Consider the following 17,641-nt stretch of genomic DNA (forward strand, 5'->3'; position numbering starts at 1 on the left):
TCCTTGATGCAACGGCGTTATATCGGTTTGCCACCACTCGTCTGCATCCTTCTCCATTCGTGCCCTGGAACGCAAGTGCCAGCTGTTTCATTCGATTTACGTCCGCACATTGCATTTTTCAGCCGCTGTCTATACTCGCCAGTGAATGGAGTTAGCTGATGACGCCCGACTGCACCCGCAGCAAGGCCCGGCGATTCAAGTTCGTAGTCTGATGCAGCCGATCCCTTGCCGCAGGCGAAAGCCGGCGGGATAACAAGAACGATAAGGGGAACCCGCAATGATGCGACATCCACACGTCTGGATGGGCCTCCTGTTGTGGTCGATTTTCAGCCCGGCGCACGCTGCCTGGACTGTGAATATGGCGCCTGGAGCGACTGAAATCAGTCACGCAGTATTCGACCTGCACATGACCATTTTCTGGATCTGTGTGGTGATCGGGATCATCGTCTTCGGCGCCATGTTCTGGTCGATGATGGTGCACCGCCGTTCTACCGGGCAGGTCGCCGCAAAATTCCACGAAAGCACCACCGTCGAAATTCTCTGGACCGTCGTCCCGCTGCTGATCCTGGTGGCGATGGCCGTTCCGGCGACCGCGACCCTGATCAAGATGTACGACACCAGTGAGCCGGATATCGATATCCAGATCACCGGTTATCAGTGGAAGTGGCACTACAAATACCTGGGCCAGGACGTCGAGTTCTTCAGCAACCTGGCCACGCCCGCCGAGCAGATCCACAACAAGGAAACCAAGGGCGAGCACTACCTGCTGGAGGTCGACAAGCCGCTGGTGCTGCCGACCGGCGCCAAGGTGCGCTTCCTCGTGACCTCCGCCGACGTCATCCACTCCTGGTGGGTGCCGGCCTTTGCGGTCAAGCGCGATGCGATTCCCGGGTTCGTCAACGAAGCCTGGACCCGCATCGACAAGCCCGGCCTCTACCGTGGCCAGTGCGCCGAGCTATGCGGCAAGGACCACGGCTTCATGCCGATCGTAGTCGACGTCAAGGAGAAGGCCGATTACGAAAAATGGCTCGCCGAGCGCAAGGCCGAAGCGTTGCAGCTCAAGGAGCTGACCAGCAAGGAATGGACCCTCGACGAACTCAAGGAGCGCGGCGACAAGATCTACCACACCACCTGCGTCGCCTGTCACCAGGCTGAAGGCCAGGGCCTGCCGCCGATGTTCCCGGCCCTCAAGGGCTCGAAAATCGCCACCGGCCCGAAAGACGCGCACCTGAGCATTGTCTTCCACGGCAAGCCCGGCACCGCCATGGCGGCGTTCGGCAAGCAGCTGTCGGAAGTCGATATCGCAGCGGTCGTGACCTACGAACGTAACGCCTGGGGCAACAACAAGGGCGACATGGTCACGCCAAAAGAAGTGCTGGAGCTGAAACAGGCGGAAAGCAAATGAGCCGGTCTATTGCGTACTTCGTGAACCGGTCGGGGCCCTGCGCCCCGGCCTGCCCAGTCCACTCACTTGAAGGAGACCGGCCATGAGCGCTGTCATCGATGACCACGGTCATGCCGACCACGACCACGCCCACGGCCCCGCCAAAGGCCTGATGCGCTGGGTGCTGACCACCAACCACAAGGACATCGGCACGCTGTACCTGTGGTTTGCGTTCTGCATGTTCCTGCTCGGCGGCTCGTTCGCCATGGTGATCCGCGCCGAGCTGTTCCAGCCCGGCCTGCAGATCGTGGAGCCTGCGTTCTTCAACCAGATGACCACCATGCACGGTCTGGTGATGGTGTTCGGTGCGGTGATGCCGGCGTTCGTCGGCCTCGCCAACTGGATGATCCCGTTGATGGTCGGCGCGCCGGACATGGCCCTGCCGCGGATGAACAACTTCAGCTTCTGGCTGCTGCCGGCGGCGTTCCTGCTGCTGGTTTCGACCCTGTTCACCCCAGGTGGCGGGCCGAACTTCGGCTGGACGTTCTACGCACCGCTGTCCACCACTTATGCGCCGGAAAGCGTGACGTTCTTCATCTTCGCCATCCACCTGATGGGGATCAGTTCGATCATGGGCGCGATCAACGTGATCGCCACCATCCTCAACCTGCGCGCCCCCGGCATGACCCTGATGAAAATGCCGCTGTTCGTCTGGACGTGGCTGATCACCGCGTTCCTGCTGATCGCGGTGATGCCGGTGCTGGCCGGGTGCGTGACGATGATGCTGATGGACATCCACTTCGGCACCAGCTTCTTCAGCGCTGCGGGCGGCGGTGACCCGGTGCTGTTCCAGCATGTGTTCTGGTTCTTCGGCCACCCCGAGGTGTACATCATGATCCTGCCGGCCTTCGGCGCCGTCAGCCAGATCATCCCGACCTTCTCGCGCAAGCCGCTGTTCGGCTACACCTCGATGGTCTACGCCACGGCGAGCATCGCGTTCCTGTCGTTCATCGTCTGGGCGCACCACATGTTCGTGGTGGGCATCCCGTTGGTGGGCGAGTTGTTCTTCATGTACGCGACGATGCTGATCGCGGTGCCGACCGGGGTGAAGGTGTTCAACTGGGCCAGCACCATGTGGCAAGGCTCGATGACCTTCGAGACGCCGATGCTGTTTGCCGTGGCGTTCGTGATCCTGTTTTCCATCGGCGGTTTCTCCGGGCTGATGCTGGCCATCGCGCCGGCGGACTTCCAGTACCAGGACACCTACTTCGTGGTCGCGCACTTCCACTACGTGCTGGTGCCGGGGGCGATCTTCGGGATCTTCGCGTCGGCCTATTACTGGCTGCCGAAATGGACCGGCCACATGTACGACGAAACCCTGGGCAAGCTGCACTTCTGGCTGTCCTTCGTCGGCATGAACCTGACGTTCTTCCCGATGCACTTCGTGGGTCTGGCAGGCATGCCCCGGCGGATTCCGGACTACAACCTGCAATTCGCCGACTTCAACATGGTCTCGTCGATCGGCGCGTTCATGTTCGGTGCCACGCAGATCTTCTTCCTGTTCATCGTGATCAAGACCATCCGTGGCGGCGAGCCCGCTCCGGCCAAACCGTGGGATGGCGCCGAAGGGCTGGAATGGAGCGTGCCGTCACCGGCGCCGTATCACACCTTCACCACGCCGCCGGAAGTGAAATGAACCCTGTAGCCGTTGAGGGCCGCCACCATGGCTGACTCGATTTCGATGAAGAAGCTGGTCACCCGACTGCTCGGCGTGGTGGTGGCGATGTTCGTCTTCGGTTTTGCCCTGGTGCCGATCTACGACGTGATGTGCAAGGCGTTCGGCATCAACGGCAAGACTGCCGGGCAGTACGAGGGCGAGCAGACCGTCGATGCTACGCGGCAGGTGCGGGTACAGTTTCTGTCGACCAACACCGCCAACATGCCGTGGGATTTCTACCCCAAGCATGACGAACTGACGGCCAACCCCGGCGCGGTGAACGAGATGATCTTCATCGCGCGCAATCCCACCGACAAACCGATGAGCGCTCAAGCCGTACCGAGCATCGCGCCGAGCAATGCAGCGGCGTATTTCCACAAGACCGAATGCTTTTGCTTTACCCAGCAGGTGCTGCAGCCCGGTCAGCAGATCGAGATGCCGGTGCGTTTCATCGTTGACCGCGACATGCCCAAGGACGTGAAGCACCTGACGCTGTCCTACACGCTGTTCGATATCACCGCCCGACATCCTCCGGTGGCTGCAAACACTGGCGGTTAAGCGTGCCCGATAAGGAGAACAATAAATGGCAACTCATGAGCACTATTACGTCCCGGCCCAGAGCAAGTGGCCGATCGTGGCCACGGTGGGGATGTTCGTCACCGTGTACGGTCTGGCGACCTGGTTCAACGATCTGAAGGCTGCGCGTCCGGAATCCCACGGCCCGCTGATCTTTTTCGTCGGCGGCCTGTTGCTGGCGTACATGCTGTTCGGCTGGTTCGGCACGGTGATCAAGGAAAGTCGCGCGGGGTTGTACAGCCCGCAGCTGGACCGCTCGTTCCGCTGGGGCATGAGCTGGTTCATCTTCTCCGAGGTGATGTTTTTCGTCGCCTTCTTCGGTGCGCTGTTCTATGTGCGGCACATTTCCGGCCCGGCGCTGGGTGGCGAAGGCACCAAAGGCATCGCTCATATGCTCTGGCCGAACTTCCAGTTCACCTGGCCGCTGCTGCATACGCCGGATCCGAAACTGTTCCCGCCGCCCAAGGAAGTCATCAGCCCGTGGGGCCTGCCGCTGATCAACACCATCCTGCTGGTGAGCTCCAGCGTGACCATCACCATCGCCCACCACGCGCTGAAGAAAGGTCATCGCGGCGCGCTGAAACTGTGGCTGGCGATCACCGTGCTGCTGGGCTGCGCGTTCCTCGGCTTCCAGGCCGAAGAATATATCCACGCCTACCACGAACTGGGGCTGACCCTCGGCTCGGGCATCTACGGCGCGACGTTCTTCATGCTCACCGGTTTCCACGGCGCCCACGTGACCATCGGCACGATCATTCTGTTCGTGATGCTGATGCGCATCATGAAGGGCCACTTCGACAACGAACATCAGTTCGGCTTTGAAGCGGCGAGCTGGTATTGGCACTTCGTCGATGTGGTGTGGATCGGCTTGTTCATCTTCGTTTACGTGCTCTGAGGATCAGCTCACCAAGGCGCGTGCGACACCAGTTGGCCGCTGTAGAAACCCCAGGCAATCAAGCCGACGGTGACGGCGGCCAACGCCACCCGAACACTCAAGGCGATCACCAGGCGATTCGAGCTGCTGTCGTCCTTGACCAGGAAAAACAGGCCGCTGAACAGGCTGACCACCGTGGCAATCAGCATCAGGACGATGGCTGCTTTGAGCATGGGAAGAACTCCGGGGGAACAAGCGATGCAGTTGAGTATAGCGATCGCGCACACTGATTTTCTGGCGCAGCCATGAAGCGCTTCCGGCCGGGCGTGGTGCCGACACTGGTGGTCGGCCTGTTGCTGCCGTTGCTGATTTCGCTGGGCTTCTGGCAACTGGGCCGGGGCGCGGAGAAAACCGCCCTGCTCGCCAGCTACGCCGAACGTCGCGCCGCCGAACCGATGGCCAGCACCGAGTTGCTGCACAGCGCCGATCCGGCCTTTCGCCGGGTGCATCTGCACGGCCAGTTCGACGCCGCCCACAGCCTGTTGCTGGACAACCGTCAGCGCAACGGCAAGGTTGGCGTCGAATTGCTGCAACCATTCCAGGATCAACGCAGCGGCCAGTGGCTGCTGGTCAATCGCGGCTGGCTGCCGTGGCCGGACCGGCGCACGGCACCGCAATTCAACACGCCGGCCGACGCCGTGAACGTCGATGCCTGGGTGTATGTCGCCCCCGGCGCCACCTTCCAGCTGCATGCCGATCCGGTCAGCAGCACCTGGCCGCAAACCGTCACCGCCGTCGAACCCGCGAAGTTGTGGAAAACCCTCGAACGCGACGGCTTCGCCTACGAATTACGCGCCGAAGCCGGCCCCGCCAGCTATCAGGCCGACTGGCCGGTGGTCGCGATGGGCCCGGAAAAACACCTCGGTTACGCCGTGCAGTGGTTCGCCATGGCCACCGCCCTGCTCGGTCTTTACCTCTATCTCGGCTGGCACAACGCAAAGGAGAAACACCATGGGAGCGGCCATGAATCCACCCAGCATGTCTGAAGCAAAAGCCCCGGCCAGTCGCCGTCGCGGACGCATCCAGCTGCTGCTGATCGTGCTCGGCGTGGTCGGTCCGATGATCCTCGCCACCGGCATGTACAAGTTGCAGTTCTGGGTGCCGGAAGGTCGCAGCTATCACGGCGAACTGATCGGCAACGGCCAGACCCGCGCCGACCTCGGCATCCAGGCCGACGAAACGCGCTGGCAGATGCTGGTCACCGCGCCGAAGGATTGCGCGGTGGACTGCCAGCAACTGGTGTACCTGGCGCGGCAGATCCAGATCGGCCTGGGCCGCGAAGCCGGGCGCGCCAGTCACGCCCTGGCCGCTGCGCAACCACTGGGCGCCGACTACGAAGCCAAGCTGACCCGCGAGTACCCGCAGCTGCAACGCTACCCGCTGGACGCAGCCACCTTCAGCAAGGCCACGGGCGACAAGGCCACGCCGCAGCTGTGGATCATCGATCCCCACGGCAACCTCGTGCTGCGCTACGACCCGAGCGTGAAAGGCAAGGATCTGCTCAACGACCTGCGCCACCTGCTGAAACTGTCGAACATCGGATAAGGGCATCGTCATGGCCAAACCTGGATTTCGCCTCGCGCTGTTTGCCACCCTGCTGGCGCTGATCGTGGTGCTGCTCGGCGCCTACACCCGCCTGACCCACGCCGGCCTCGGCTGTCCGGACTGGCCGGGCTGCTACGGGTTCATCAGCGTGCCGAAGAGCGAAGCCCAACTGGCCCATGCCGAACTGCATTACCCCGATTCGCCAGTTGAAGCGCATAAAGGCTGGAACGAGATGATCCACCGCTACTTCGCCGGCACCCTCGGCATGCTGATCTCGGTACTGGCCGGGCGCGCGTGGGTCAATCGTCGTCATCCGGGGCAACCGCTGAAACTGCCGCTGTTTCTGCTGGCGGTGGTGTTTGCCCAGGCAGCGTTCGGTATGTGGACGGTGACGCTCAAGCTCTGGCCGCAAGTGGTGACCGGGCATCTGCTCGGTGGCTTCGCAACCTTGAGCCTGCTGTTTCTGCTGACGCTGAGACTGTCCGGCGTGCTGCCGGCGCTGACCGTGCCCAAGCGTCTGCAATATTGGGCGACTGCCGGATTACTGCTGGTGATCGGCCAGATTGCGCTGGGTGGCTGGGTCAGTTCCAATTATGCGGCAGTGGCCTGCATCGACTTCCCGACCTGCCACGGCCAATGGCTGCCGCCGGCGGATTTCGCCAACGGCTTTCACCTGACCCAACACATCGGCCCCAATTACCTCGGCGGGCAACTCGACAGCGATGCACGCACGGCGATTCATCTGACCCACCGCATTGGCGCGTTGCTGGTGACGCTCGTCCTGCTCGGCCTGGCCTGGCAACTGAAAGTGGTGGGCATGTCCCGACTGGCCGGGTTGGTGCTGATCGCCCTCGCCGCGCAGATCACCCTCGGCATCAGCAACGTGCTGTTTCATCTGCCGCTGCCGGTGGCCGTGGCGCATAACGCCGGCGGCGCAGCGCTGCTGCTGACGATGGTGCTGGTCAACTATCACGCGCGGACCAGCCTGGTTCGGGTCAAGCAGCCGATGATCGCGCGCTGGCGCCTGAGCCCGCGTAAGCACTCGGCGGCGCCCATCACTATTAAAGGAGAGACGCCATGGCGATTCTGATCGGCGAACGTCCGGCGCAGGCGCTGTGGCGTGATTACCTGGAGCTGACCAAACCGAAAGTCGTGGTGTTGATGCTGATCACCTCGCTGGTGGGCATGTTCCTCGCGACCCGCGCCGGTGTGCCGTGGACGGTGCTGGTGTTCGGCAACCTGGGGATCGCGTTGTGTGCCGGTGGCGCGGCGGCGGTCAATCATGTGGTGGACCGGCGCATCGATGCGGTCATGGCCCGCACCCATAAACGGCCGCTGGCCGAGGGCCGGGTTTCGCCCACAGGAGCACTGACCTTTGCGCTGGTGCTGGCGCTGCTCGGCCAGGCCTTGTTGCTGACCTTCACCAATCCGCTGACTGCGTGGCTGACCCTGGCTTCGCTGCTCGGCTACGCGGTGATCTACACCGGTTTCCTCAAACGCGCGACACCGCAGAACATCGTCATCGGCGGCCTTGCCGGCGCTGCCCCGCCGCTGCTCGGCTGGACCGCCGCCACCGGTCACGTCAGCGCCGAACCGTTGCTGCTGGTGCTGATCATCTTCGCCTGGACCCCGCCGCACTTCTGGGCGCTGGCGATCCATCGCAAGGAGGAATACGCCAAGGCCGACATTCCGATGCTGCCGGTCACCCACGGCGAGCACTACACCAAGGTGCACATTCTGCTGTACACCTTCGCCCTGCTGGCGGTCAGCCTGCTGCCGTATGTGATCCACATGAGCGGCCTGCTGTACCTGATCTGCGCGCTCGGGCTGGGCGCGAGGTTTCTGCAATGGGCCGTGGTGCTGTACCGTGGCACTCGGCCGCACGCGGCGATCAACACCTTCAAGTACTCTATCTGGTACTTGTTTCTGCTGTTCATCGCCCTGCTCGTAGACCACTACTTACTGTTGAACCTATGACTCGAACCCAGAAAACCGTCTTCATCCTCGTCGCCGTGATCGCGCTGATCCTCGGCCTGACCGTCAACAAAGTGCTGAGCGGCAAGGGCCAGGGCGACCCGACCGCACTGATCGACGCCGGCATCATCCTGCTGCCGCAGAGCCGCAACCTGCCGGACGTGACGATGACCAATCAGGACGGCCAACCGGTCACGGTCAACGAGCTCAAGGGCAAGTGGAGCCTGTTGTTTTTCGGCTACACCTTCTGCCCGGACATCTGCCCGACCACCCTCGCCCAGCTGCGCCAGATCAAGAGCGAACTGCCGAAGGACGCTGTGGATAAATTGCAGATCGTACTGGTAAGCGTCGACCCGAACCGCGACAACCCTGCGCAGTTGAAGCAGTACCTGGGTTATTTCGATCCACAGTTCATCGGCCTGACGCCGAAGTCGATCGACGAGCTGCAGAAGGTGGCGAACGCGGTGAGCATTCCGTTCATTCCGGCAGACACCAGCAAGCCGAATTACACGGTGGATCACAGTGGGAACCTGGCGGTGATCGGGCCTGATGGTACGCAGCGCGGGTTTATTCGGGCGCCGTTGAATAATGCCAAGCTGGTTGCGCAGTTGCCGGTGATGTTGAACCGCAAGTAAAAATGAACGCACAAAAAAGGGGACGCCACTGGCGTCCCCTTTTTCGTTACAGCTATCTAAATCAGAACGCCGGCAACACCGCGCCTTTGTACTTCTCGGTAATGAATTTCTTCACTTCCGGGCTGTGCAGCGCAGCAGCCAGTTTCTTCATGGCGTCGCTGTCCTTGTTGTCCGCGCGGGACACGAGGATGTTCACGTAAGGCGAGTCGCTGCCTTCGATGACCAGCGCATCCTTGGACGGATCGAGCTTGGCTTCCAGCGCGTAGTTGGTGTTGATCAGCGCCAGGTCGACCTGGGTCAGCACGCGCGGGATGGTCGCGGCTTCCAGTTCACGGATCTTCAGGTCTTTCGGGTTCTGGGCGATGTCCTTGACGGTCGACAGGATGTTGGTCGGATCCTTCAGGGTGATCACGCCAGCCTTGGCCAGCAGCAACAGCGCACGGCCGCCGTTGGTGGCGTCGTTCGGGATCACCACGTTGGCGCCGCTTGGCAGCTCTTCGATTTTCTTGAACTTGCTGGAGTAGGCGCCCAGCGGTTCCAAGTGCACACCGGTCACGGACACCAGGCTGGTGCCCTTGGCCTTGTTGAACTCATCGAGGTACGGCTGGTGCTGGAAGAAGTTGGCGTCCAGACGCTTCTCGGCCACCTGCACGTTCGGCTGAACGTAGTCGGTGAAGACCTTGACCTTCAGATCCACGCCTTCTTTGGCCAGTACCGGCTTCACGAACTCGAGGATTTCCGCGTGCGGCACCGGGGTGGCTGCAACGGTCAGGGTTTCGTCGGCGTGGGCCGAGAACGCTGCAACGGCAGCCAGGGCAACGATCAGTTTTTTCATTCAGCTAACTCCTTTTTACGGCGCCCGTCTGGCGCCTGCCAGCGAATGGCCGGCTCATGTCATTACAAAACCGGTTATTTGCGCGAGAAGTGCACGACCAGTCGGTCGCCTACCATTTGCAGCACCTGCACCAGAATCAGCAGCAACACCACGGTCACGATCATCACGTCGGTCTGAAACCGCTGATAGCCGAAACGGATCGCCAGGTCACCCAGGCCACCGGCACCGACCACGCCGGCCATCGCCGTGTAGGAAACCAGTGTAATCGCCGTCACCGTAATCGCTGCGAAGATGCCCGGACGGGCCTCCGGCAGCAAGGCGTTCATGATGATCTGCCGGGTGGTCGCGCCCATCGACTGGGTCGCTTCGATGATGCCGCGATCGACTTCACGCAGGGCGGTTTCCACCAGCCGCGCGAAGAACGGGGTCGCACCCACTACCAGCGGCGGAATCGCACCGGCCACGCCCAGCGAGGTGCCGGTGATCAGCACGGTGAACGGGATCATCACGATCAACAGAATGATGAACGGCAGCGAACGCAGGATGTTCACCACCAGCGACAGCAGCGCGTAAACGCCTTTGGCTTCGAGCAACTGACGCGGGCTGCACAGGAACAGCAACACGCCCAGCGGCAGGCCGAGCAGCACGGTGAACAACAGCGAACCGCCGAGCATCATCATGGTGTCGCCGGTGGCGAGCCAGATTTCGTACCAGTCGATATTGGTGAAGAAACTCATCAGGTCTTCCATTAGCGCAACACCTCCATGTGAACGTCAGCGGCGGTGAAGCGGGCAAAGGCCGCTTCCATGTCGCCACCGGTGACGGCGAGGGTCAATTGCCCGTAAGGAATGTCTTTGATGCGGTCGATACGACCGGCCAGGATGCTGTAGTCCACACCGGTTTCCCGGGCGACGGTACCGAGCAACGGCGCGTAGGTCGCTTCGCCCTGGAAGGTCAGACGCACGATGCGACCCGGCACGTGAGCGAAGTCATCGCGCTGCTCGCTTTCGTCGATCTGCTCGCTTTCCTGAACAAAGCGCTTGGTGGTCGGGTGCTTCGGATGCAGGAACACATCGGCCACCGAACCTTGCTCGACGATCACACCGGCGTCCATCACGCCAACCTGATCGCACACGCGGCGGATCACATCCATCTCGTGGGTGATCAGGACGATGGTCAGTTTCAGTTCGCGGTTGATCTCGGCCAGCAGTTGCAGGACCGACGCCGTGGTCTGCGGGTCGAGGGCGCTGGTGGCCTCGTCGCACAGCAGGATTTTCGGCTTGGTCGCCAGAGCGCGGGCGATGCCGACGCGCTGCTTCTGACCGCCGGACAGCTGTGCCGGGTACTTTTTGGCGTGATCGGACAGACCGACCCGCGCCAGCAACTCGGCCACACGCTGGTCGATCTCGGCGCGGGACAGTTCACCGGCCAGGGTCAGCGGCAGCGCGACGTTGTCGGCCACGGTCTTGGATGCCAGCAGGTTGAAGTGCTGGAAGATCATTCCGACCTGCTGACGGAAACGGCGCAGGCCGTTGGCGTCCAGCGCGGTGACTTCTTCGCCGTCGACGATGATCTTGCCGCCACTGGATTGCTCCAGGCGATTGATCAGACGCAGCAGGGTACTTTTTCCCGCACCGGAATGGCCAATCAGGCCGAACACCTGACCGTTCTCGATGGAGAAGCTGGTCGGGTGCAGCGCGGTGATGTCCTTACCGGCGACGCGGTAAGTCTTATGGACGTTTTGAAACTCGATCACGTAGCGAACCTTGTGGGGCGCGTTGGAAAAGGATCAGCGGTTAGCCGGGCGCGCATTTTAGCCTGTCCGTATAGAGGTTATTAGCATTTATTCCGCATTCAACCTTTCATTTGGCAATAACGCGATCAAAGGTCATAAAAAAGGAACGGCCAAAACCCTCATCAGTCACTAGGTAAGCGACTTGAAACTCCGGGCGCCGTGCCCGGGAACCACTCAAGAGCCTCGGCAACACCGAGGTCAAACGAGGAGTTTACGTCTGATGAGCAGCAAAAAACCTGTCCCTTCCAAAAATGAGCTGGCCGGAACCGATACCCCGGATCGCGCCAACACCAACGCCAAACTCGACAGCCTGGAAAAATTTCGCTCCGACGCCACCGGCCAGGCCCTGCGCACCAATCAGGGCGTGAAGGTCGCGGACAACCAGAACACCCTCAAGGCCGGCGCTCGCGGGCCGTCGCTGCTGGAAGACTTCATCATGCGTGAAAAGATCACGCACTTTGACCATGAGCGGATTCCGGAGCGCATCGTCCACGCCCGTGGCACCGGCGCCCATGGTTTCTTTCAGAGCTACGAGAACCATTCGACGCTGACCAAGGCCGGTTTCCTGCAGGATCCGGGGAAGAAAACCCCGGTGTTCGTGCGTTTTTCCACAGTGCAGGGGCCACGTGGTTCCGGCGACACCGTGCGTGACGTGCGTGGTTTTGCCGTGAAGTTCTTCACCGACGAAGGCAACTTCGATCTGGTCGGCAACAACATGCCGGTATTTTTCATACAGGACGCGATCAAGTTTCCAGACTTTGTCCACGCGGTAAAACCCGAGCCGCACAACGAAATCCCCACCGGCGGCTCGGCCCACGACACCTTCTGGGACTTCGTGTCGCTGGTGCCGGAATCGGCGCACATGGTCATCTGGGCCATGTCCGACCGGGCCATCCCGAAAAGCCTGCGCAGCATGCAGGGCTTCGGTGTGCATACCTTCCGGCTGATCAACGCCGAGGGCAAATCGCGCTTCGTCAAATTTCATTGGCGCCCTACCGCCGGCACCTGTTCGCTGGTGTGGGACGAGGCGCAGAAGCTCGCCGGTAAAGACACCGACTACCATCGGCGCGATCTCTGGGAAGCCATCGAGATGGGTGACTACCCGGAATGGGAACTTGGCGTACAGGTCATCGAGGAGGAAAACGAGCACGACTTCGATTTCGACATCCTCGACCCGACCAAGCTGATTCCCGAGGAAATCGTTCCGATCACGCCGCTGGGCAAGATGACCCTCAATCGCAACCCGGACAACTTCTTCGCCGAGACCGAGCAGGTTGCGTTCTGCCCCGGTCATATCGTGCCGGGGATCGACTTCTCCAATGACCCGCTGCTGCAAGGTCGGCTGTTTTCCTACACCGACACGCAGATCAGCCGACTCGGCGGGCCGAACTTCCATGAGCTGCCGATCAATCGCCCGGTCGCACCGTTCCACAACGGCCAGCGCGACGCCCAGCACCGCACGGTGATCGACAAGGGCCGCGCGTCATACGAGCCGAACTCCATCGATGGCGGCTGGCCGAAAGAAACCCCACCGGCGGCGCAGGACGGCGGGTTCGAGAGTTATCCGGAGCGTATCGACGCCAACAAGATCCGTCAGCGCAGCGAATCGTTCAGCGACCACTTTTCCCAGGCGCGGCTGTTCTTCAAGAGCATGAGCAAGCACGAGCAGGAACACATCATCGCGGCTTACAGCTTCGAACTGGGCAAGGTTGAGCGCGAGCACATTCGGGCGCGGGAAGTGAACGAGATCCTGGCTAACATCGATCTGGAACTGGCCAAGCGCGTGGCGCAGAACCTTGGCTTGCCGGCACCGGCCAAAGGCACGGTCGACGTGCCGAAAACATCACTGGATCACTCGCCATCGCTGAGTCAGGCCAACCTGCTGCCGGAGAACATCAAGACGCGAAAAGTCGCAATCCTGGCGGCCAACGGCGTCGATGGTGCGGCCATCGATGCGATGAAGAAGGCGCTGGCGGCAGAAGGTGCGCACGCCAAATTGCTCGGCCCGACCTCGGCGCCCGTGAAGACCGCCGATGGCAAAAGCCTGGCGGTGGATGCGTCGATGGAAGGTTTGCCTTCGGTAGCGTTCGATGCGGTGTTCGTGCCGGGTGGCGCGGCGTCGGTCAAGGCGTTGAGCGGTGACGGCGTGGCGTTGCATTACCTGCTGGAGGCGTACAAACACTTGAAGGCGATTGCGCTGCACGGCGAGGCCAAACAGTTGCTGGACGTGCTGAAACTGGAGGCGGATGCGGGGTTGATCGAGGGCAAGGATATGAAGGCGCTGACCCAGCCGTTCTTTGCGGCGATCGGGCAGCATCGGGTCTGGGATAGGGAAGCCAAGGCCAAGGCGATTCCGGCCTGATAGTTTTGTAATGCCTGAAATAGTCATCGCGAGCAGGCTCGCTCCCACAGGAATCATGTTGTACCTGTGGGAGCGAGCCTGCTCGCGATTTCTTATGGCTTGCGAGGACTCAAGACTACTTGAGCAGGAACGCTGCGCAGAATCTGCTTTTTGATTTGCAGATCGAAATCCGGATCAAGCTTCTTCACGCGCTTGGTGATCAACGTCGCCAGCCACGGGTAATCATTGGTGCGCGGGACCTGAATGCTCACCGCACAGTCGTAATTCACCAAATCGGCGGCGATCGCATCCAGTTGGCGGCGAAGTTTGCGGCTATCGGTGATGTTCAACGCAACCGTGGTGCTCTCGGCGGTCGGATCGATCACCTTGGCTTTCGGCTTGGCTTCAGCGGCTTGCAGCGCCGCTTCGGCTTTCTCCAGCTCGGCCTTTCGCGCTTCGGTAATCGCGCCATTGACGCCACCAGTCAGCGCCGGGGCCTTGGGCATCAGCACGCGGGCACGGGCCAATGCGGTTGCGGCCGCATTCACATCACCCTTCTGCAGAACGATCTGGCTGCGACGCAGATAGGCTTCGGCCAACTGACGCTGGTATTGCTCAAGGGATTGATCGTTGGGTGTTTCGGCCTGCAAGGCTGCCAATTGGTCTTCGGCAGTGGCCAGTTCGCTGCTGGCCAGGCTTTGCTCCAGCTGTGCGATGGCCGTGGCCCGCGCATCGGGGACTTCGGCCACCGGCGGCGTGCTTTGGCAGGCGCCCAGCAGCACTGAAAAGGCCACAAGGAGCAGATAACGGGAGGCGAACGGCTTCATTCCTGCGACTCTCTATTTGCGCAAAAAACGAGCAAGTCTACACCCCTCGACGGGGCAGAACAAAACTCAGCAGAAACAGTGCGGCCGCCGTCACAACGATTGACGGGCCGGCCGGGGTGTCCTTGAACCAGGACAGCGCCAGCCCGCCACACACGGCGAGCATGCCCAGCACGCTTGCGCCCAGTGCCATCTGCTCCGGCGAACGGGCGTGACGTTGTGCCGCAGCCGCCGGGATGATCAACAGCGAAGTAATCAGCAACACACCGACGATTTTCATCGCCACCGCGATCACCACTGCGATCAGCAGCATCAGCGCCATGCGCAAACCGGCCACCGGCAGGCCTTCTACCTTGGCCAACTCTTCGTGCACGGTGATCGCCAGCAGCGGCCGCCACAGCGTCACCAGCAACACCAGCACCGCCGCGCTGCCGCCGAGGATCCACGCCAGATCGGTCGGGCTGATCGCCAGCAGGTCGCCGAACAGATAGGCCATCAGGTCGATCCGTACTTCATGCATGAAGCTTAGTACCACCAAGCCGAGAGAGAGCGTGCTCGGCGCAAGAATGCCCAACAGCGTGTCGGACGCCAGCGGCTGACGCTGTTGCAAAGTCACCAGCAACACCGCCAGCAGCAGGCAGCCGACGGTGACCGCGACGGTCGGGCTGACATCCAGCAGAAAGCCCAGCGCCACGCCGAGCAGTGCGGCGTGAGACAGCGTGTCGCCAAAATAGGCCATGCGCCGCCAGACCACGAACGAGCCCAGCGGCCCCGCGACCACCGCCAGCGCCAGACCTGCAAGCAGGGCGTAGAACAGAAAATCAGCCATGCTTGCAGCTATCTCCGTGAACGTGAGGTTGAGCCGACAGGGGCCCTTTGACCACCGAACCGTGCAGGTCGTGGGCGTGGTCATGATGGTGGTGATAGATCGCCAGGCTCGGCGCATTGTTGCCGAACAGCTCGACGAAGGCCGGATCGCCGCTGACCTGCTCGGGATGCCCGGAGCAGCAGACGTGACGGTTGAGGCACACCACCTGATCGGTGGTGCTCATCACCAGATGCAGATCGTGGGACACCATCAGCACGCCGCAGCCGTGACGGTCACGCAGACGGGTGATCAGGCTGTACAGCTCGGCTTGCCCGGCGACATCGACGCCTTGCACCGGCTCGTCGAGCACCAGCAGTTCCGGCTCGCGCAACAGCGCCCGGGCCAGCAGCACGCGCTGCATTTCACCGCCGGAAACGCTTTGCACCGGGCTGTCGATGACATGCTCGGCACCAACTTCCTTGAGTGCCGCCAGCGCACGCGGGCGATCGACGCCCGGAACCAGGCGCAGGAAGCGCAGCACCGACAACGGCAAGGTCGGATCGACGTGAAGTTTTTGCGGCATGTAGCCGACGCGCAGTTTCGGCTTGCGCCAGACGCTGCCGCTGTCGGGCCTCAACAGCCCGAGCACGGCGCGCACCAACGTGGTCTTGCCGGCGCCGTTGGGGCCGATCAGGGTGACGATCTGCCCCGGTTCGACGCTCAGATGAATATTGTCCAGCACGTTCTGCCCGGCAAACCGGACTGCCACCTGCTCCAGACGGATCAGCGCATCGCTCATCAAGCCTCCCGGCAACCGGAGCAGAGGCCGACCACTTCCACGGTCTGGGCCTCGACGATGAAGCCGACATCCTTGGCGCTGTGAACGATGGCGTCGCTGATGGTTTTTTGCTCAAGTTCGATGGCGGCGTGGCATTCACGGCAGATCAGGAACTGGCCCTGGTGCGAATGTTTCGGGTGAACGCAGCCGACGAAGGCGTTCAGCGAGGAGATGCGGTGCACCAGACCGTTTTCCAGCAGGAAATCCAGCGCCCGGTACACGGTTGGCGGCGCGGCGCGGCGGCCATCCTGCTCGCTGAGCACCGCCAGAATGTCGTAAGCACCCAGCGGCTTGTGGCTTTGCCAGACCAATTCCAGCACGCGCCGGCGCAGCGCGGTCAGGCGCAGACCTTTCTGTGCACACAGGGCATCGGCCTCGGACAGCGCGCTGTGAACGCAGTGCGAGTGGTCGTGGGGACGGCTGGCAATCGGTGTAATAGGCATGAGCGGCGACGAGTTTGGTTAGAGACGTTATTATGTTACCCGTTCTCGCCTCATTGAGTGGTCATCGTGTCCCGACTTTTTTCTGTTTTTGTCGTATTCATCACCGGTTTTCTGCTGATCGGTCCGGCTCAGGCCGAGGTCAGAGTCCTCACCAGCATCAAGCCCCTGCAACTGATTGCCGCTGCGGTGCAGGACGGCGTGGCGATTCCGGAAGTGCTGCTGCCGCCGGGGGCTTCGCCGCATAACTACGCGTTGCGTCCGTCCGATGTACGCAAGGTGCAATCGGTGGACCTGCTGTACTGGATCGGCCCGGACATGGAAGGATTCCTGCCTCGCGTGCTGAACGGTCGTACGCTGCCGAGCGTTGCCGTGCAGGACCTGCCGGGCATGAAGCTGCGCCGCTTCGCCGCAGACAGTCATTCCCATGCCGAAGAAGCCGACGAACACGATCACGACCATCGCCCGGGCAGCCTCGATGCGCATTTGTGGCTATCGCCGGTGAACGCGCGGGTTATTGCCGACAAAATGGCCGCTGACCTGAGCGCCGCCGACCCGGCCAATGCCGAGCGCTATCAGAGCAATGCCAAAGCGTTCGATGAGCGTCTGGATGCACTGGATCAGCGTTTGAAGAAACGCCTGGCCAGTGTTGAAGGCAAACCCTACTTCGTCTTCCACGAAGCCTTCGACTACTTCGAAGACGCCTACGGCCTGAAACACACCGGCGTGTTCAGCGTCGCGGCGGAAGTGCAGCCCGGCGCCCAGCATGTGGCGGCGATGCGCGCGCGCTTGCAGGAAGTCGGCAAGACCTGCGTGTTCAGTGAGCCGCCGTTGCGCCCACGCTTGGCCGAAACCCTGGTGGCAGGCCTGCCGGTGAAGCTGGCGGAGCTGGATGCGTTGGGCGGGTACACGCCAGCGACGGCTCAGGGTTACGAGCAAGTGCTGGAAAAGCTGGGGAATGATCTGGCGGGTTGTCTCGAATCGCTCTGATACAA

At 61.8% G+C, this 17,641-nt stretch carries 19 protein-coding genes; 11 read left to right on the forward strand and 8 right to left on the reverse strand.

What is annotated here, in order from left to right; translation table 11 throughout:
- Positions 1–277: 277 nt before the first annotated feature.
- From coxB to PMI24_RS11480, 4 genes are all read left to right on the forward strand, one after another.
- Positions 278–1,405: a cytochrome c oxidase subunit II gene (coxB, locus tag PMI24_RS11465; protein ID WP_007953982.1), complete on the forward strand. Its 1,128-nt coding sequence runs from the start codon at positions 278–280 to the stop codon at positions 1,403–1,405.
- Between the two features lie 82 nt (positions 1,406–1,487).
- Entirely contained in the window at positions 1,488–3,080 is a 1,593-nt protein-coding gene (gene ctaD / locus PMI24_RS11470; protein WP_007953983.1) for a cytochrome c oxidase subunit I, read from the forward strand.
- Between the two features lie 27 nt (positions 3,081–3,107).
- Entirely contained in the window at positions 3,108–3,659 is a 552-nt protein-coding gene (locus tag PMI24_RS11475) for a cytochrome c oxidase assembly protein (protein ID WP_007953984.1), read from the forward strand.
- Between the two features lie 25 nt (positions 3,660–3,684).
- The gene (locus tag PMI24_RS11480) at positions 3,685–4,572 is read left to right on the forward strand and encodes a cytochrome c oxidase subunit 3 (protein WP_007953985.1); all 888 of its coding nucleotides are present in this window, start codon (positions 3,685–3,687) and stop codon (positions 4,570–4,572) included.
- An 8-nt stretch (positions 4,573–4,580) separates the two neighbouring features.
- Here the strand turns inward: PMI24_RS11480 and PMI24_RS11485 are convergent, their stop codons facing one another.
- Positions 4,581–4,784, reverse strand: coding sequence for a twin transmembrane helix small protein (locus PMI24_RS11485; protein ID WP_007953986.1), 204 nt, complete (start codon positions 4,782–4,784; stop codon positions 4,581–4,583).
- Positions 4,785–4,856: 72 nt separating this feature from the next.
- Between PMI24_RS11485 and PMI24_RS11490 the strand changes: the two genes are divergently transcribed.
- Genes PMI24_RS11490 through PMI24_RS11510 form a run of 5 tightly spaced genes read left to right on the forward strand, consistent with a single transcriptional unit; the run spans position 4,857 to position 8,765 of the window.
- Positions 4,857–5,597, forward strand: coding sequence for an SURF1 family protein (locus PMI24_RS11490; protein WP_007953987.1), 741 nt, complete (start codon positions 4,857–4,859; stop codon positions 5,595–5,597).
- Positions 5,563–6,156 carry a hypothetical protein gene (locus PMI24_RS11495; RefSeq protein ID WP_007953988.1) on the forward strand — a complete coding sequence of 198 codons (594 nt, stop codon included), beginning with the start codon at positions 5,563–5,565 and terminating at the stop codon, positions 6,154–6,156. Before PMI24_RS11490 ends, PMI24_RS11495 begins: the two co-directional genes overlap by 35 nt.
- A 10-nt stretch (positions 6,157–6,166) precedes the next feature.
- Positions 6,167–7,246, forward strand: coding sequence for a COX15/CtaA family protein (locus PMI24_RS11500; RefSeq protein WP_007953990.1), 1,080 nt, complete (start codon positions 6,167–6,169; stop codon positions 7,244–7,246).
- Positions 7,234–8,133, forward strand: a complete 900-nt coding sequence (gene cyoE, locus PMI24_RS11505) for a heme o synthase (protein WP_007953992.1) — start codon at positions 7,234–7,236, stop codon at positions 8,131–8,133. The genes PMI24_RS11500 and cyoE overlap by 13 nt, the downstream gene beginning before the upstream one ends.
- Positions 8,130–8,765: an SCO family protein gene (locus tag PMI24_RS11510; RefSeq protein ID WP_007953994.1), complete on the forward strand. Its 636-nt coding sequence runs from the start codon at positions 8,130–8,132 to the stop codon at positions 8,763–8,765. Before cyoE ends, PMI24_RS11510 begins: the two co-directional genes overlap by 4 nt.
- 61 nt (positions 8,766–8,826) lie before the next feature.
- On the opposite strand, the gene PMI24_RS11515 is transcribed toward PMI24_RS11510, so the two are convergent.
- The 3 genes from PMI24_RS11515 to PMI24_RS11525 all read right to left on the reverse strand — a co-directional run bounded on the left by PMI24_RS11515 (position 8,827) and on the right by PMI24_RS11525 (position 11,356).
- Complete coding sequence (locus PMI24_RS11515; RefSeq protein WP_007953996.1) at positions 8,827–9,600, reverse strand: MetQ/NlpA family ABC transporter substrate-binding protein; 774 nt, start codon at positions 9,598–9,600, stop codon at positions 8,827–8,829.
- A gap of 74 nt (positions 9,601–9,674) precedes the next feature.
- Positions 9,675–10,349, reverse strand: coding sequence for a methionine ABC transporter permease (locus tag PMI24_RS11520; protein WP_007953997.1), 675 nt, complete (start codon positions 10,347–10,349; stop codon positions 9,675–9,677).
- Positions 10,349–11,356: a methionine ABC transporter ATP-binding protein gene (locus tag PMI24_RS11525; protein WP_007953999.1), complete on the reverse strand. Its 1,008-nt coding sequence runs from the start codon at positions 11,354–11,356 to the stop codon at positions 10,349–10,351. Before PMI24_RS11525 ends, PMI24_RS11520 begins: the two co-directional genes overlap by 1 nt.
- A 259-nt stretch (positions 11,357–11,615) precedes the next feature.
- Between PMI24_RS11525 and katE the strand changes: the two genes are divergently transcribed.
- Positions 11,616–13,757 (forward strand): catalase HPII, encoded by a 2,142-nt coding sequence (katE, locus tag PMI24_RS11530; RefSeq protein ID WP_007954001.1) that lies wholly within the window; start codon positions 11,616–11,618, stop codon positions 13,755–13,757.
- Positions 13,758–13,849: 92 nt separating this feature from the next.
- Here katE and PMI24_RS11535 read toward each other — a convergent pair whose 3' ends face one another.
- From PMI24_RS11535 to PMI24_RS11550, 4 genes are read right to left on the reverse strand one after another with little or no spacing between them, the layout of a single operon-like run.
- Positions 13,850–14,563, reverse strand: a complete 714-nt coding sequence (locus tag PMI24_RS11535) for a PA5502 family lipoprotein (protein WP_007954003.1) — start codon at positions 14,561–14,563, stop codon at positions 13,850–13,852.
- A 37-nt stretch (positions 14,564–14,600) separates the two neighbouring features.
- Positions 14,601–15,389: a zinc ABC transporter permease subunit ZnuB gene (gene znuB, locus PMI24_RS11540; RefSeq protein ID WP_007954005.1), complete on the reverse strand. Its 789-nt coding sequence runs from the start codon at positions 15,387–15,389 to the stop codon at positions 14,601–14,603.
- Positions 15,382–16,167: a zinc ABC transporter ATP-binding protein ZnuC gene (znuC, locus tag PMI24_RS11545; RefSeq protein ID WP_007954007.1), complete on the reverse strand. Its 786-nt coding sequence runs from the start codon at positions 16,165–16,167 to the stop codon at positions 15,382–15,384. Before znuC ends, znuB begins: the two co-directional genes overlap by 8 nt.
- Entirely contained in the window at positions 16,167–16,649 is a 483-nt protein-coding gene (locus PMI24_RS11550) for a Fur family transcriptional regulator (RefSeq protein ID WP_007954020.1), read from the reverse strand. Before PMI24_RS11550 ends, znuC begins: the two co-directional genes overlap by 1 nt.
- 57 nt (positions 16,650–16,706) lie before the next feature.
- On the opposite strand from PMI24_RS11550, the gene PMI24_RS11555 reads away from it, so the two are divergent.
- Complete coding sequence (locus PMI24_RS11555) at positions 16,707–17,636, forward strand: zinc ABC transporter substrate-binding protein (RefSeq protein WP_011331782.1); 930 nt, start codon at positions 16,707–16,709, stop codon at positions 17,634–17,636.
- Positions 17,637–17,641 lie beyond the last annotated feature (5 nt).

It is taken from the genome of Pseudomonas sp. GM25 (genome assembly GCF_000282255.1).
GTDB lineage: Bacteria > Pseudomonadota > Gammaproteobacteria > Pseudomonadales > Pseudomonadaceae > Aquipseudomonas > Aquipseudomonas aphyarum.

Bases quoted from the DNA above. Each gene is read 5' to 3' on its own strand.
- PMI24_RS11520 (WP_007953997.1), bottom strand. From the start codon at position 10,349: ATGGAAGACCTGATGAGTTTCTTCACCAATATCGACTGGTACGAAATC.
- PMI24_RS11485 (WP_007953986.1), bottom strand. From the start codon at position 4,784: ATGCTCAAAGCAGCCATCGTCCTGATGCTGATTGCCACGGTGGTCAGC.
- PMI24_RS11490 (WP_007953987.1), top strand. From the start codon at position 4,857: ATGAAGCGCTTCCGGCCGGGCGTGGTGCCGACACTGGTGGTCGGCCTG.
- PMI24_RS11475 (WP_007953984.1), top strand. From the start codon at position 3,108: ATGGCTGACTCGATTTCGATGAAGAAGCTGGTCACCCGACTGCTCGGC.
- ctaD (WP_007953983.1), top strand. From the start codon at position 1,488: ATGAGCGCTGTCATCGATGACCACGGTCATGCCGACCACGACCACGCC.
- PMI24_RS11480 (WP_007953985.1), top strand. From the start codon at position 3,685: ATGGCAACTCATGAGCACTATTACGTCCCGGCCCAGAGCAAGTGGCCG.
- PMI24_RS11500 (WP_007953990.1), top strand. From the start codon at position 6,167: ATGGCCAAACCTGGATTTCGCCTCGCGCTGTTTGCCACCCTGCTGGCG.
- znuC (WP_007954007.1), bottom strand. From the start codon at position 16,167: ATGAGCGATGCGCTGATCCGTCTGGAGCAGGTGGCAGTCCGGTTTGCC.
- PMI24_RS11495 (WP_007953988.1), top strand. From the start codon at position 5,563: ATGGGAGCGGCCATGAATCCACCCAGCATGTCTGAAGCAAAAGCCCCG.
- cyoE (WP_007953992.1), top strand. From the start codon at position 7,234: ATGGCGATTCTGATCGGCGAACGTCCGGCGCAGGCGCTGTGGCGTGAT.
- znuB (WP_007954005.1), bottom strand. From the start codon at position 15,389: ATGGCTGATTTTCTGTTCTACGCCCTGCTTGCAGGTCTGGCGCTGGCG.
- PMI24_RS11510 (WP_007953994.1), top strand. From the start codon at position 8,130: ATGACTCGAACCCAGAAAACCGTCTTCATCCTCGTCGCCGTGATCGCG.
- PMI24_RS11515 (WP_007953996.1), bottom strand. From the start codon at position 9,600: ATGAAAAAACTGATCGTTGCCCTGGCTGCCGTTGCAGCGTTCTCGGCC.
- PMI24_RS11535 (WP_007954003.1), bottom strand. From the start codon at position 14,563: ATGAAGCCGTTCGCCTCCCGTTATCTGCTCCTTGTGGCCTTTTCAGTG.
- katE (WP_007954001.1), top strand. From the start codon at position 11,616: ATGAGCAGCAAAAAACCTGTCCCTTCCAAAAATGAGCTGGCCGGAACC.
- coxB (WP_007953982.1), top strand. From the start codon at position 278: ATGATGCGACATCCACACGTCTGGATGGGCCTCCTGTTGTGGTCGATT.
- PMI24_RS11550 (WP_007954020.1), bottom strand. From the start codon at position 16,649: ATGCCTATTACACCGATTGCCAGCCGTCCCCACGACCACTCGCACTGC.